Below are 13,606 nucleotides of genomic sequence, written 5' to 3' on the forward strand. Positions count from 1 at the left end.
CCGGTGGCGGGCCGGTCGTCTACCGTCCACGGCATGCCTGAGATCCGCGCGATCCGTCGCCTCACCGACGCCGTCGAGCACGCGAGCGTGCTCGACAAGGCCGTCGACATCGACCGTGCCGTCGTGAACGCCCTCGCCAAGCCGAAGGCCCTGCGCCAGCTGCTGCACGGCGTGCCGTTCGGCCACCCGATCCACCCGCTCATGGTGCAGGTGCCCCTCGGTGCCTGGATCTCCGCCGCGGTGCTCGACCTGGTCGGCGGGAAGGGCAACGCGAAGGCCGCCAAGACCCTGGTCGGCGTCGGGGTCGTGTCGGCGAGCAGTGCCTCGGTCGCCGGCTACGTCGACTGGTCCGAGCTGAACCGCGAGCAGCTCCGCACCGGATGGGTGCACCAGGCCGTGAACTGGACCGGCCTGTCGCTGTACGGCCTGTCGTGGCTGCAGCGGAAGCGCGGCAACCACGGCGCCGGCAAGCTGCTCGGCTTCGCGGGTCTCGCCGTCGTCAGTGTCGGCGGGTACCTCGGCGGACACCTGTCCTACCGGCAGCGCGCCGGCGTCAGTGACCACGGCGAGGTGCCGTTCGACGCCTGATACGCTTCCCAGGTCAGGCAAAGGTACGTCACATGTGATGTATCGATGCGCGTACTCGTGGTGGATGACGAACGAGCCCTCGCCGACTTGATCGCGACGGGCCTGACACGGCAGGACATGGCGGTGGACGTCACCTACCGGGGCGACGACGCCGACGAGCTGCTGGCGGTGCACGACTACGACGTCGTCGTGCTCGACCGTGACGTTCCCGGTCTGCACGGCGACGAGGTCGCACGGCGGCTCACCGCGCGCGGCGCACTCACGCGGATCCTCCTGCTCACCGCCGCGACGACGTTGAGCGACCGTGTGCACGGGCTCGAGCTCGGTGCCGACGACTACCTGACCAAGCCGTTCGAGTACCCGGAACTCGTCGCCCGGGTCCGCGCGCTCGGTCGACGGAGCGTCGCACCCGTCGCCCCGGTGCTCGAGCGTGCGGGGTTCGTCGTCGACACGAACCGGCGGATGGCCACACGCGACGGTCGCCCGCTCGACCTGACCTCGAAGGAACTCGGGGTGCTCGAGACCCTGCTCCGTGCGGACGGCAGGATCGTCTCCGCCGAGCACCTGCTCGAGAAGGTCTGGGACGTGAACACCGACCCGTTCACCGCCGCGGTCCGGGTGACGATGTCGAAGCTCCGCCGGAAGCTCGGGGACCCCGACCCGATCCGCACGGTGCCCGGCCAGGGCTACGCGCTGTGAGCCGGTGGGCCCGGGGCTGGAGCATCCGGACCCGGACTGCCCTGACGTTCGCGCTCGCGGCCATGGCGCTGGCGACCGGGGTCGTCGTCTTCACGAACACCATGTCGCTGGCCGGTGTCGGTGCCGGCCTCGACACCGCGGCCGTGCAGCGCCCGCCGTCCGGGTCGCAGAGCGCCAGGACCGATCCGGCCCCGATCGAGGTCGACGGAACCGACGACGACGGTGCGGTGGCGGTGATCCGGCTCGTGGCCGTGCAGCAGTGGCAGTGGTCCGCGATCGGCATCGCGGGCGCCGGGCTCGCGGCCGGGGGCATCGGTTGGCTCGTCAGCCGCCGGGTCCTCCGACCCATCGACCGGATCACCGCGACCACGAACCGCATCTCGGCGTCGAACCTGCACGAGCGCATCGCGCTGGACGGTCCCGACGACGAGCTCCGGCGGCTCTCGCGCACCGTCGACGACCTGCTGGCCCGCCTGGAGACCGCGTTCGAGAGCCAGCGCCGGTTCGTCGCCCAGGCGTCCCACGAACTCCGGACGCCCCTGGCGGTGCAGCGCGCGGCGGTGCAGATCGGTCTGCACGACGACGCCGACCCCGGAGACGTCCGAGCGGTCCGGGCCGAGCTGCTCGAGCAGAACCGCCGGACCGAGCGGTTGGTCGAGTCGTTGCTCGTGCTCGCCGAAGCCGATCGTGGCCTGGCGGGCGCGACGCGCGCGGTCGACCTCGACGAGGTGACCGCCGAGGTCGTCGCAGGGGCGGCCCGGGACGCGGCCGAGGCGGGGGTGACGCTGACCCACGAGTGCTGCACCGGGCCTCCCGGCCTGGTCGTCCCGGGGGAGCCGACGCTGCTGCGGCAGCTGCTCGGCAACCTGGTCGGCAACGCCGTCGAGTACAACGAACCCGGCGGCACCGTCCTGGTGACCACGGAGCCGGACGGGTTCGTCGTCGAGAACGGTGGGCCGGTGGTCGCGGCGGACGAGGCGGAGTTGCTCGTCGAACCGTTCCGCCGCGGCGGGACGGACGACGCACGCGGGCAGCACAGCGGACTGGGCCTGTCGATCGTGGCCGCCATCGTGCACGCGCACGGGTGGGAGCTGTCGATCACCGCACGGCCGACGGGCGGGCTGCTCGTCCGGGTCCGTGTTTCGTCGGTGCAACCCGACGTGCACGCGGGGCGAAACAGCTGTTCCGGTGTGCTGGAGGCATGAACCACACCACGAAGACGACCACCCGGCGCACCCGGTCCCTGATGAGCGCGGCCGCGGCCGTCGTGCTGCTGCCCCTGCTCCTGGGCGGCTGCTCGGACGCGTCACCGGACGCCGGCGGGACTGCGGCGTCCGGCGGTGCGGCACCCGGCGTCGCCCTCGCCGAGTGCATGCGGGACCGGGGCTACGACATGCCCGACCCGGGCACCGGCGGTGGGGCGATGCAGCTCAGCGCACCCGACGGCGTCGATCCCGAGCAGTACCAGGAGGACCTCACGGGCTGCCTCGACGACTCCGCAGCGGCCGGCGACGCGCAGGCCGCGCAACCGATGCCGGGCAGCGAGGAGATCGCGAGGAAGACGGCGGAGTGCCTGCGGGAGCAGGGGTTCCCGGACTTCCCGGACGACCAGGAGGCGCAGAACCGGTTCCAGCCCGACGACCAAGAGGCGTTCGACGAGGCCGCCCACACCTGCACCGACGCGGCCTTCGAGGCCGTCCAGGGCGGAGCCGGGTCGTGACCCACCGTCGCGTCCGTCGCCGGGTGATCGTGTCGGTGTGCCTCGTCGCGGCGGTGGCCGCGGGGGCCGGGACGTGGGCCCTCGCCACGGTGCCGAGTGGTCCGGGAGCCTCGGCCAGCAGCGGGTCGCGGGGCGGGACCGCGTCGAGCGGAGCCACCGCCACGGTCACGCGCGGCGACCTGACCGACTCGAAGGTGTTCGCCGGGACGCTCGGGTACGGCGCGGCGACGGGGGTCCCCGGTGCCGCCGCCGGCACGATCACCTGGCTGCCCCGCGCCGGCGACGTCGTCGAACGCGACGGGGCCCTGTACGCCGTCGACGAGCGGGACGTCCGGTCGATGTACGGCACCGTGCCGCTCTGGCGCGACCTGGAGCGTGGACTGCAGGGCGCCGACGTGCGGCAGCTCAACGAGAACCTGGCCGCGCTCGGGTACGACGTGTCGGTCGACGACCGGTTCGGTCCACGGACCGAGCGAGCCGTCCGGCAGTGGCAGCAGGACCGCGGACACGAGGTGACGGGGGTGCTGACGGCGGACGACGTCGCGTTCGTGGACGGCGCGGTCCGGGTCGCCTCGGTCGACGGTCGGCTCGGCGAACGGATCGCCGGCGGAGCGGGAGCGGGTGTCGGTGGCGCTGGTGCCGGCGCGGGTGCGGCGTCCGATGTGCTGCAGGTCACGAGCACCCGGCGCGTCGTCACGGCGACCGTTCCCCAGCGCGATGCGGAGCGGCTCGCGGTCGGCTCCGACGTCGAGGTCCGGGTGAACGGTGCCGGGGCGGCGATGCCGGGCTCGGTCGTCGGCGTGCAGCCGACGACGAGCGAGGACGGCGGCACGGCCGTCGACGTCTCGGTGTCGTTCGACCCGGGGAAGCGCACGCTGCCGGCGGCAGCGTCCGCGCAGGTGGACGCGGAGGGCACCACCGAGCACGACGTCCTGTCCGTGCCGGTCGCCGCACTCGTCGCGGGTGCCGGTGGCCGGTACGCCGTCGACGTCGTGCAGCGGGACGGCAGGACGGAGCGGGTCCGGGTCGAGCCCGGCTTCAGCGCGGACGGGCGGATCGCGGTCACGGGTGACCTGGCCGTCGGCGACCGCGTGGTGGTGCCCGGATGAGCGCCGCCGTGCTGTCGCTCCGGGACGTCACGAAGACCTACGGCGACGTCGGAGCCCTGCGCGGGGTGTCGCTCGAGGTCACCGCCGGTGAACTCGTCGCGGTCGTCGGTCCGTCGGGGTCGGGCAAGTCGACGATGCTCAACGTCGTCGGGACCCTCGACCGTCCGACGTCCGGCACGGTGACGATCGCCGGCAACGACGTCGCGACGATGTCCGACGACGCCCTGTCCGGACTCCGAGCCGACCACATCGGGTTCGTCTTCCAGCACTTCCACCTGCAGGCCGGCGCGACCGCCACCGAGAACGTCGCCGACGGCCTGCTCTACCAGGGCGTGCCCCGGCGCGAGCGGCACCGTCTGGCGGTCGAGGCCCTGGGGCGCGTGGGCCTGGCGCACCGGGTGGACCACCGACCGCACCAGCTCTCCGGCGGGGAACGCCAACGCGTCGCCATCGCTCGGGCCGTCGTGGGCGACCCGACGATCCTGCTCGCCGACGAACCGACGGGTGCACTCGACACGGCGTCCGGTTCCGCGGTCGTCGAACTCCTGCGCGAGCTCAACGCGGCGGGCACGACGGTCGTGGTCATCACGCACGACCTCGGCCTGGCGGCGTCGCTGCCCCGGCAGGTCCGGATGCGCGACGGCGTGATCGAGCCCGAGGCCGCCCGATGAGCCGGCGTCGGTCCGTGGGCGCGGTCGACCTGCTCCGCCTCGGCGTCTTCGGGCTGCGGACCCGTCCGGGTCGCGTCGTGCTGTCCGCGCTGGGCATCGCGATCGGCATCGCGGCGATGCTCGCGGTCGTCGGGATCTCGTCGTCGAGCAAGGCGAAGATCGACCAGGTGCTCGACACGCTCGGCACGAACGTGCTCACCCTCACCCAGGCGCAGGGCCTCGGCGAACCGGTCCCGCTGCCGTCCACCGCACTCGAGTCGGTGCTGCGGCAGGACGACGTCGAGTCGGCCGCGGCGGTCGGTACCGTGCCGGACACCGGTGTGTACCGGAACGACCACGTCCCGGCTCCCGAGACGAAGGGCCTCGGCGTGGTCGCCGCGTGGGGCGACGTCCCACGGGTCCTCGGCGGGCAGCTCGCAGCCGGGCGGTGGATCGACGATGCCGCCGGGGCGCCGCCGCAGGTCGTCCTGGGGGCACGGGCGGCCGCGATCCTCGGCATGGAGGACCTGCGTCCGGACAGCCGGGTCTGGATCGGCGGGCGGTGGGTGCAGGTGGTCGGGGTGCTCGACCCCGTCGCGCTCGCCGAGGACCTCGACTCGCGGGTGTTCGTGCCCCGCGGGTTCGCCGGGCAGCTGGGCTTCGACGGGGCCCCGACCGCGGTCTACACGCGTGTCGACCCGGCGCACGTCGAACGGTCGAGGGACCTGCTCGCCGGTGCGGTCCGACCCGGGGCACCGCAGGACGTCGGCGTGACCCGGCCGTCGGACGCATTGGCCGCGAAGGACGCCACGGACGACTCCTTCACCGGGCTGCTGGTCGGCATCGGCGGGGTGGCCCTGCTCGTCGGGGGCATCGGGGTGGCGAACACGATGGTGATCACCATCCTGGAACGCCGCGCCGAGGTCGGTGTCCGTCGTGCACTGGGCGCCCGTCGTCGGAACATCCGCGACCAGTTCCTGGTCGAGTCGCTGCTGCTGTCGTTCCTGGGCGGCTTGGCCGGTGTCGTGCTCGGCGTCGCGGTGACGGTGGTGTTCGCCGTCACGCAGGGGTGGCCAGTGGCTCTGCCGGTGTGGGCCGTCGTCGGGGGACTCGGTGCCACGGTCGTGATCGGCGGGGTCTCCGGGCTCTACCCGGCGGCACGCGCGGCGCGGATCCCGCCGACGTCCGCCCTGGCGGCCGTCTGACGCGTGCGGTGGACGCGTGCACGGGAGGCCCGGTGCCGGTCCGGCGGACCGGCACCGGGCCTCCAGGCGGTCCCTCCCAGGCGCCGGACGCGAGTCGCAGATCATGCCTGGTCATGACCACCTGGTCAAGCATCTGCGTCGATCTGTTCGACATCCGTGATGCCCCGGAAACACGCGGATCGAAAGCGGTCACAGGGACCGATCCAACGGTTGACAAGGGGCCGTGCAGGGTCTTCTATTGCGAATACGCAACGTCCTTTCATAAAGGTCGGACCAAGGGAGTCATCGTGACACGAACGCGTTTCGCCGCACTCGGTGCGCTCGCCCTCGCAGGCGCGCTCGCCCTCACCGGGTGCTCCGCCGGGAGCAACGCCGCTTCCGACGGCGGCACGAAGTCCATCGGCACACCCGATGGCACGGGCAAGACCATCACCGTCTGGATGATGAACGGCGACCTGAGCGACAAGGTGCTCGACGCCGCCGGCAAGCAGTTCACCGCCGACACCGGGGCGAAGGTGAAGATCCAGACCCAGCAGTGGGACGGGATCACCACCAAGCTCACCACGGCGCTCGCGCAGAGCGACGCCCCCGACGTCGTCGACCTCGGCAACACGCAGGTGCCGGTCTACGCGGCAGCCGGCGGGTTGACCGACCTGACGCCGTACCGCGACGAGCTCAAGGACGGCCAGACCTGGCTCACCGGGCTCGAGGGACCCGCCACCGTCGACGGCAAGCTCTACGGGGCGCCGCTGTTCGCCGGCAACCGGGCCGTGGTCTACGACAAGCAGGTCTGGAAGGACGCCGGTGTGACCGACGTGCCGACCACCTACGACGAGCTCACCGCTGACCTCGACAAGGTCAAGGCCGCCAACCCGGCCAGTGACTTCTCCGCCTTCTACATGCCCGGGCAGTACTGGTACGGCGGGCTGCAGTGGGTCTGGGACGCCGGCGGCGAGATCGCCACGGACAAGGGTGGCAAGTGGACCGGCACGCTCGACTCCGCGGACGCGGTGAAGGGGCTGACCGCCTGGAAGGACTTCCAGAACGCGTACTCGGCGAAGTCCACCCAGGACATCAACACCGACAAGCCCTCGCAGAGCGACGTCTTCGCACAGGGCAACACCTCGGCGTTCCTCGGGTCCGCCTGGGAGATCGGCTCGATCACCACGGCGAAGCCGGAGCTCGCCGACCGCATCGGCACGTTCCCGATGCCGTCGTCCACGGCGGGGAAGACGCAGCCGGTGTTCCTCGGCGGCTCCGACCTGGGGATCCCGGCCAAGGCGAAGAACCAGGAGCTCGCGCTGTACTACCTGAAGATCCTGACCTCGAAGGAGTTCCAGCAGGACCAGGTGTTCGGGGTCGACGGCTGGGAGCCGAACTCCACCGAGATGCTCGACGCGGTCGCCGGCGACGTCGACGAGCTGCACAAGCCGTACTTCGAGGCGGCCGGTACGAGCCGACCGACCCCGGCCACCCCGGGCTGGGCCACCATCGAGGGCGACGCCTCGTTCCAGTCGATGTTCGCCGACGTCGCCACCGGTCGGAAGTCGCCGGAGCAGGCCGCCGAGGGCTTCTCGAAGCACCTCACGACCGCGCTGAACGCGCAGCCGTAGGCGATGACGTCCACTGCGGAGCCGGTGACCGACGCGGAGCAGTCCGCGCCGGTCACCGGCGGGCGGGCGGGCGGACCGGTTCAGGGTCCGTCGCGGGGGTCCCGTCGAGGCGGGCGGGGCACGGGCCGTCGGTCGCCGGTCGGGTCGCGGGCGCCGCTCGTCCTGTTGGCCCCGGCGGCACTGCTGCTCCTGGCCCTCGTCGTCTACCCGCTCGTCCGGCTCGTCGTCATCTCGTTCCAGGACTACGGGCTGCGGGCGATCTTCACCGGGCAGGCCGGGTTCACCGGGCTGACGAACTACACGGACGTCCTGACCGACGCGTCGTTCTGGCCGGTCATCCTGCGCACCGTGCTCGTGACGGGTGCGATGGTGCTCGGCACGATCGTCATCGGCATGGGGGTGGCGCAGCTGCTCACCCGTCTCGGGGTCGCGATGCGCACGGTCGTCAGCGTCGTGCTCGTGCTGGCCTGGGCGATGCCGAACGTGGCCTCGAGCCTGGTCTGGCAGTGGCTCTTCCAGCCGTTCTACGGCGTGCTCAACTGGCTCATCACGCAGCTGCGGGTGTTCGGGGACCACACGCAGGACAACTGGGCCTCGCACCCGGGGCAGGCGTACACGATCGTGCTGACGCTCGTCATCTGGCAGGCCGTGCCGTTCGTGGCGCTGACGCTGTACGCCGCGCAGTCCCAGATCGCGCCGGAGTACTACGAGGCCGGGGCGCTCGACGGGGCCTCGGTCTGGACGATGTACCGCGCGATCACGCTGCCGGCCCTCGCACCGACGCTGCTGCTCGTGTCGATCCTGTCGGTGATCTGGGACTTCAACGTCTTCAACCAGATCTGGCTGCTCACCCGCGGCGGACCGGAGGAGGCCACGCTGACCCTCGGCATCTGGACCTTCGTGCAGTCGTTCGTGTCCAACGCCTACGGGCAGGGCGCGGCGATCGCCGTGATCTCGACCCTGATCCTCGGGGTGCTCACCAGCTACTACATCCGCCGGCTCGTCCGCAGCGGTGAGGAGGACCTGTGACCGTCTCGAGAACGGCGCCCCGTGCGGGCAGCGCATCCGCTCCGGGCCCCGTGCGGGTGCGCAAACGCAAGCCGCGCATCGTCGCGAACACCATCGCCGTGGTGTTCTGCCTGGTCTGGGTGTTCCCGATCTACTGGATGGTGAACACCGCCTTCAAGCCCGCGGACGAGGTCACCACGATGACCCCGATCTGGGCGCCGCTGCACCCGACGCTCGACAACTTCACGCGGGCGCTCACGCAGGAGGGCTTCCTGGTCTACCTGCGGAACTCCACCATCGTCGTGGTGGCGGCCGTGCTGCTGTCGATCGTCGTCGGGTTCCTGGCGTCGGCGGCACTGTCGCGGTTCCGGTTCCGCGGACGGCGGGCGATCCTGGTCGCGATCCTGTTCGTGCAGATGATCCCCTCGGGCGCACTGCTCATCCCGCTGTTCCTGTCGTTCCAGACCCTCGGGCTCCTGAACAGCTACGTCGGGCTGATCCTGGCGTACGTGGCGAGCGTGCTGCCGTTCTCGATCTGGGTGATGCGCGGCTTCTTCGTGGCCGTCCCCGTCGAGATCGAAGAGGCGGCGAAGGTGGACGGCGCCGGCACGTTCCGGATCCTGTGGAGCGTGCTGTTCCCGCTCGTCATGCCCGGGGTCATCGCCACGAGCGTGTTCGCGTTCATCGCGGCGTGGAACGACTACCTGATCGCGTACGTGATGCTCAAGGACCAGGGGATGTACACGCTGCCGGTCTGGCTCGCCGGGTTCTCGACGAACAAGGGCACGGACTTCGGTGGGCTGATGGCGGCGAGCGTGCTGTTCTCGATCCCGGTCGTGGTGTTCTTCCTCATCGTGCAGCGCCGGCTGGTCAGTGGCATGACAGCGGGTGCCGTGAAGGGGTAGCGCTCGGACGACCAGCACCTGTGGACGTGTTGGTTGCGTGACGGAACGGTTGCGTTCTTGTGGGTTTCAGACGTACAGTGCTCGAAACCCAACGGAACGAAGGAGTTCGGGCATGTACGCAACCGAGCGGCACACCGCCATCGCCGCCGAGCTGCAGTCCGTCGGTCGCGTGTCGGTCGCGGGTCTGGCCGAGCACTTCGACGTCACCACCGAGACCGTTCGCCGTGACCTCGACGCCCTCGAGTCCGCCGGGGTCCTGCGCCGGGTGCACGGGGGAGCGGTCCCCGTCGGCAGCTCGAGCGTCGTCGAACTCAGCGTCGCCGAGCGCGAGGGGCAGCACGGCACCGCGAAGTCCGCCATCGCCCGAGCCGCGATGCGCCTGGTACCGCCGACCTTCACCGGCTCGATCGCCCTCGACGCCGGCACCACATGCGCCGCCGTCGCCTCCGAGCTCGCCCGCTGGGAGCCCGAGGTCGCCGGCTCGACCATCACCGTCATCACGAACTCGGTGCCGATCGCCGCGACCCTGCAGCACAGCGAGCACCTCGAACTGCACCTGCTCGGCGGGCGCGTCCGTGGCGTGACGAGCGCGGCGGTCGGCACGGCCACCGTCGAGCAGATCGGTGCCCTCCGGCCCGACGTGGCGTTCATCGGCACGAACGGCCTGTCCGCCGGCTTCGGGCTGAGCACCCCGGACGAGTACGAGGCCGCCGTGAAGGGCGCCTACGTGCTCGCCGCCCGACGGGCCGTGGTGCTCGCCGACGCCGCCAAGCACGGCGTGGAGGCCCTGATGCGGTTCGCGCGCCTGGACGAGATCGACACGCTCGTCACGGACGAGCAGCCCCCGGCCGACCTCGCCGGCGCGCTCGCCGACGCCGACGTCGAGGTGGTCGTCGCATGAACGCCCGCATCGTCACGGTCACCCCGAACCCGTCGCTCGACCGCACGATCGAGCTCGCCGGCGAACTGCAGCGGGGCGCGGTCCAGCGTGCGACCCGCTCCACCGCGGAACCCGGCGGCAAGGGCGTCAACGTCTCCCGCGTGGTCGTCGCGAGCGGCGGGGACACCGTCGCCGTCCTGCCCGGCGACGAGCTCGACCCGGTCCTGCTCGGCCTGGCCACACGCGGCATCCCGACGGCCGCGCTGCCGATCGGTGCGCCCCTCCGCTCGAACGTCACCGTGACCGAGCCGACCGGCACCACGACGAAGCTCAACGAACCCGGCCCCTCGCTCGCCGGTCGCCTGGACGACCTCGCCGCGCTGGTGGCCGACACCGCCGCTGCAACGGCCACCGGCCCAGCCGCCCGCTGGGTCGTGGTCGCCGGGTCGCTGCCGCCCGGTCTGCCCGACGACGCGCTCGCCGTGCTCGTCCGGGCCGTCCGTGCCCGCCACGGTGCCGACGTCCGGATCGCCGTCGACTCGTCCGGGGTGCCGTTCACGGCGCTGCTGCAGTCGGGCGAACGGATCGACCTGGTGAAGCCGAACGCCGAGGAACTCGCCGAGGTCGTCGGCGGCGACCCCGAGGAGTACGAGCGTGACCTCGACGCCGCGGTGGCAGGAGCCCAGCGGCTGCGGCGGAAGAACGTCGGCACGGTCCTGCTCACCCTGGGCAGCGCCGGCGCCGTGCTGGTCTCCGACGAGGGCGCGTTCGCCGCCGCTGCACCGAAGATCGTCGCCCGGTCGACCGTCGGCGCGGGGGACTCCTCCCTCGCCGGGTACCTGCTCGCCGAGGTCGCCGGAGCCTCACCCGAGCAACGTCTCGCACAGGCCGTGGCCACCGGTGCCGCGGCCGCAGCCCTGCCCGGCAGCGACGTGCCGGCACTCGACCACACCGACCCGACGGCGGTCTCCGTCCGGGTGCTCGACACGCACCCGGCCCCCGAACCCGCCTGATCCCCTCTCCACCCCGCCCGACCACCCCACGAACACCTGCACCACCGCGCGATCAGCGCCATTGCGAAGGAGCAAGCACATGTCCGCAGACTCGAGTCCGCGCCTCATCAGCGCACAGCTCGTCGGCCTCGACGAGGACCTCGGTGCCACGTCGACCGACGTCATCCGGGTGCTCGCCGACCGCGTCGCCGCGACCGGCCGCGCCGCCGACGGTGCCACGCTCGCCGACGACGCCATCAAGCGCGAGGCGAGTGTCGGAACGGGCGTCCCCGGTGGCATCGCCATCCCGCACGCCCGGTCGGCGTCGGTGTCCGAGCCGACGCTGGCGTTCTCGCGCCTGGCCCGGAAGGTACCGTTCGGCGCCCCGGACGGCGACGCCGACATCGTCTTCATGATCGCCGTGCCCGAGGGGGCGGACAAGGACCACCTGACGGTCCTCTCGACCCTGGCCCGCGCGCTCATCCGCGAGGACTTCACCGCCGCGCTCCGTGCCGCGACCACCCCCGACGAGATCGTCCGGTTGGTCGACAACGAGGTGAGCGGCGAAGTGGCCGAGGCCGGCGTCGGGAAGGCGAGTGGTGCCTCCGAACCGGCCACCGCGCCGGAGGCGGGCCGCAAGGTCTTCGTCGGCGTCACTGCCTGCCCGACCGGCATCGCGCACACCTACATGGCGGCGGACGCCCTCGTCGCCGCAGCCCAGCGTGCCGGTGCCGAGATGCACATCGAGACGCAGGGGTCCTCGCAGGTCGAACCCCTCGACCCGGCCCTGATCGCCCGTGCCGACGCCGTCGTGTTCGCGGTCGACGTCGACGTCCGCGACCGCGGTCGGTTCGCCGGCAAGCCGCTCGTGTCCGGACCCGTCAAGCGCGGTGTCGACGAGCCCGACAAGATGATCGCCGAGGCCATCCGCGCCTCGGAGGACCCGCACGCCGCACGCGTGCAGGGTGGTGCCGCCGTCGAGGGCGAGCCCACCGCCAAGAACGAGCACTTCGGCCAGTCGCTCAAGCGCTGGCTCCTCACCGGCGTCAGCTACATGATCCCGTTCGTGGCCGGCGGCGGGCTGCTCATCGCGCTCGGCTTCCTGCTCTCCGGGTACGGCATCGCGCTGACCCACGGTGACTCGGGCATGAGCAACGCCGCATACACGCTGACGAACTCGACGCTGCTGAACCTGCCGCCGGAGGGCCTCGGGTACTACCTCGGCGCCGCCGCGTTCCAGATCGGACAGGTGTCGCTCGGGTTCCTGGTCGCAGCACTCGCCGGGTACATCGCCTACGCCATCGCCGACCGTCCGGGCATCGCCCCCGGATTCGTGGCCGGGTCGATCGCCGTGTTCATGAACGCCGGGTTCCTCGGCGGTCTGGTCGGTGGACTCATCGCCGGTGCCGCCGCGTACTGGATCGGGCGCATCCCGACCTGGCGCTGGCTGCGTGGCCTGATGCCGGTCGTGATCATCCCGCTGTTCGCGTCGATCATCGCCTCGGGCCTCATGCTGCTGGTGCTCGGCGGTCCGATCGCCTGGGTCATGACCGAGCTCACCGCCTGGCTGAACTCCCTGTCGGGTGCCTCGGCCGTCCTGCTCGGGATCATCCTCGGCCTGATGATGGCGTTCGACCTCGGTGGTCCGGTGAACAAGGTGGCGTACGCGTTCGCCGTCGCCGGGCTCGGTGCCGGGACCGCCACGAACGTGGTGCCGTTCGAGATCATGGCCGCCGTCATGGCGGCCGGCATGGTGCCGCCGCTCGCACTCGCGCTCGCCTCGACCGTGCTCTACCGCAAGGGCTTCACGAAGCCGGAGCGCGAGAACGGCAAGGCCGCGTGGCTCCTCGGTGCGTCCTTCATCTCCGAGGGTGCGATCCCGTTCGCCGCAGCCGACCCGCTGCGCGTCATCCCGGCGTCGATGGTCGGTGCCGCGATCACGGGTGCGATCTCGATGGCTGCCGGCGTGACCTCGCGAGCGCCGCACGGCGGGATCTTCGTCTTCTTCGCGATCGGCGACGTCCTGATGTTCGTCGTCGCGATCCTGGCGGGGACCGTGGTGTCCGCGCTGGTGCTCGTCGCCCTGAAGAAGTGGGTCCGTCGTCGCCCTGTCGACGAGGCCGCAGCGGGCAGCGAGGCTGCCGTGGCCGGCGAGACGGTGGGCCAGCGCGCACCGGTCGCCGCGTAGTCGACGCGACCCCGAGAACGACGGGAGGCCCGGTGCCAGCTGGCACCGG

13 protein-coding genes are annotated in these 13,606 nt (G+C 71.9%); all 13 read left to right on the forward strand.

Annotated elements, in window-relative coordinates:
* Window positions 1-33: 33 nt before the first annotated feature.
* The gene (locus QRN49_RS09535; RefSeq protein WP_071404319.1) at window positions 34-588 is read left to right on the forward strand and encodes a DUF2231 domain-containing protein; all 555 of its coding nucleotides are present in this window, start codon (window positions 34-36) and stop codon (window positions 586-588) included.
* Window positions 589-633: 45 nt separating this feature from the next.
* Window positions 634-1,287 carry a response regulator transcription factor gene (locus tag QRN49_RS09540; protein WP_111022742.1) on the forward strand — a complete coding sequence of 218 codons (654 nt, stop codon included), beginning with the start codon at window positions 634-636 and terminating at the stop codon, window positions 1,285-1,287.
* A complete protein-coding gene (locus QRN49_RS09545; RefSeq protein WP_282820103.1) occupies window positions 1,284-2,492 on the forward strand; it encodes a sensor histidine kinase in 1,209 nt (402 codons plus the stop codon). Before QRN49_RS09540 ends, QRN49_RS09545 begins: the two co-directional genes overlap by 4 nt.
* Window positions 2,489-3,007, forward strand: a complete 519-nt coding sequence (locus QRN49_RS09550; protein ID WP_284755353.1) for a hypothetical protein — start codon at window positions 2,489-2,491, stop codon at window positions 3,005-3,007. Before QRN49_RS09545 ends, QRN49_RS09550 begins: the two co-directional genes overlap by 4 nt.
* Window positions 3,004-4,116: a peptidoglycan-binding protein gene (locus tag QRN49_RS09555; protein ID WP_284755356.1), complete on the forward strand. Its 1,113-nt coding sequence runs from the start codon at window positions 3,004-3,006 to the stop codon at window positions 4,114-4,116. The genes QRN49_RS09550 and QRN49_RS09555 overlap by 4 nt, the downstream gene beginning before the upstream one ends.
* Complete coding sequence (locus tag QRN49_RS09560; RefSeq protein WP_284755358.1) at window positions 4,113-4,787, forward strand: ABC transporter ATP-binding protein; 675 nt, start codon at window positions 4,113-4,115, stop codon at window positions 4,785-4,787. Before QRN49_RS09555 ends, QRN49_RS09560 begins: the two co-directional genes overlap by 4 nt.
* Window positions 4,784-5,971, forward strand: coding sequence for an ABC transporter permease (locus tag QRN49_RS09565; RefSeq protein ID WP_284755360.1), 1,188 nt, complete (start codon window positions 4,784-4,786; stop codon window positions 5,969-5,971). Before QRN49_RS09560 ends, QRN49_RS09565 begins: the two co-directional genes overlap by 4 nt.
* Window positions 5,972-6,258: 287 nt before the next feature.
* Window positions 6,259-7,584 carry a sugar ABC transporter substrate-binding protein gene (locus QRN49_RS09570; protein ID WP_284755362.1) on the forward strand — a complete coding sequence of 442 codons (1,326 nt, stop codon included), beginning with the start codon at window positions 6,259-6,261 and terminating at the stop codon, window positions 7,582-7,584.
* A 165-nt stretch (window positions 7,585-7,749) separates the two neighbouring features.
* Window positions 7,750-8,613 carry a carbohydrate ABC transporter permease gene (locus QRN49_RS09575; protein ID WP_284755364.1) on the forward strand — a complete coding sequence of 288 codons (864 nt, stop codon included), beginning with the start codon at window positions 7,750-7,752 and terminating at the stop codon, window positions 8,611-8,613.
* Window positions 8,610-9,497, forward strand: a complete 888-nt coding sequence (locus QRN49_RS09580; protein WP_241660478.1) for a carbohydrate ABC transporter permease — start codon at window positions 8,610-8,612, stop codon at window positions 9,495-9,497. Before QRN49_RS09575 ends, QRN49_RS09580 begins: the two co-directional genes overlap by 4 nt.
* A 112-nt stretch (window positions 9,498-9,609) precedes the next feature.
* A complete protein-coding gene (locus QRN49_RS09585) occupies window positions 9,610-10,398 on the forward strand; it encodes a DeoR/GlpR family DNA-binding transcription regulator (protein ID WP_284755368.1) in 789 nt (262 codons plus the stop codon).
* Window positions 10,395-11,390 carry a 1-phosphofructokinase family hexose kinase gene (locus QRN49_RS09590; RefSeq protein WP_111022750.1) on the forward strand — a complete coding sequence of 332 codons (996 nt, stop codon included), beginning with the start codon at window positions 10,395-10,397 and terminating at the stop codon, window positions 11,388-11,390. Before QRN49_RS09585 ends, QRN49_RS09590 begins: the two co-directional genes overlap by 4 nt.
* A gap of 79 nt (window positions 11,391-11,469) precedes the next feature.
* Window positions 11,470-13,557 (forward strand): PTS fructose transporter subunit IIABC, encoded by a 2,088-nt coding sequence (locus tag QRN49_RS09595; RefSeq protein ID WP_284755370.1) that lies wholly within the window; start codon window positions 11,470-11,472, stop codon window positions 13,555-13,557.
* The last annotated feature ends 49 nt before the right edge of the window (window positions 13,558-13,606 follow it).

The sequence above is a fragment of the Curtobacterium sp. ME-Dv--P-122a genome (assembly GCF_030209645.1).
Lineage (GTDB): Bacteria > Actinomycetota > Actinomycetes > Actinomycetales > Microbacteriaceae > Curtobacterium > Curtobacterium flaccumfaciens.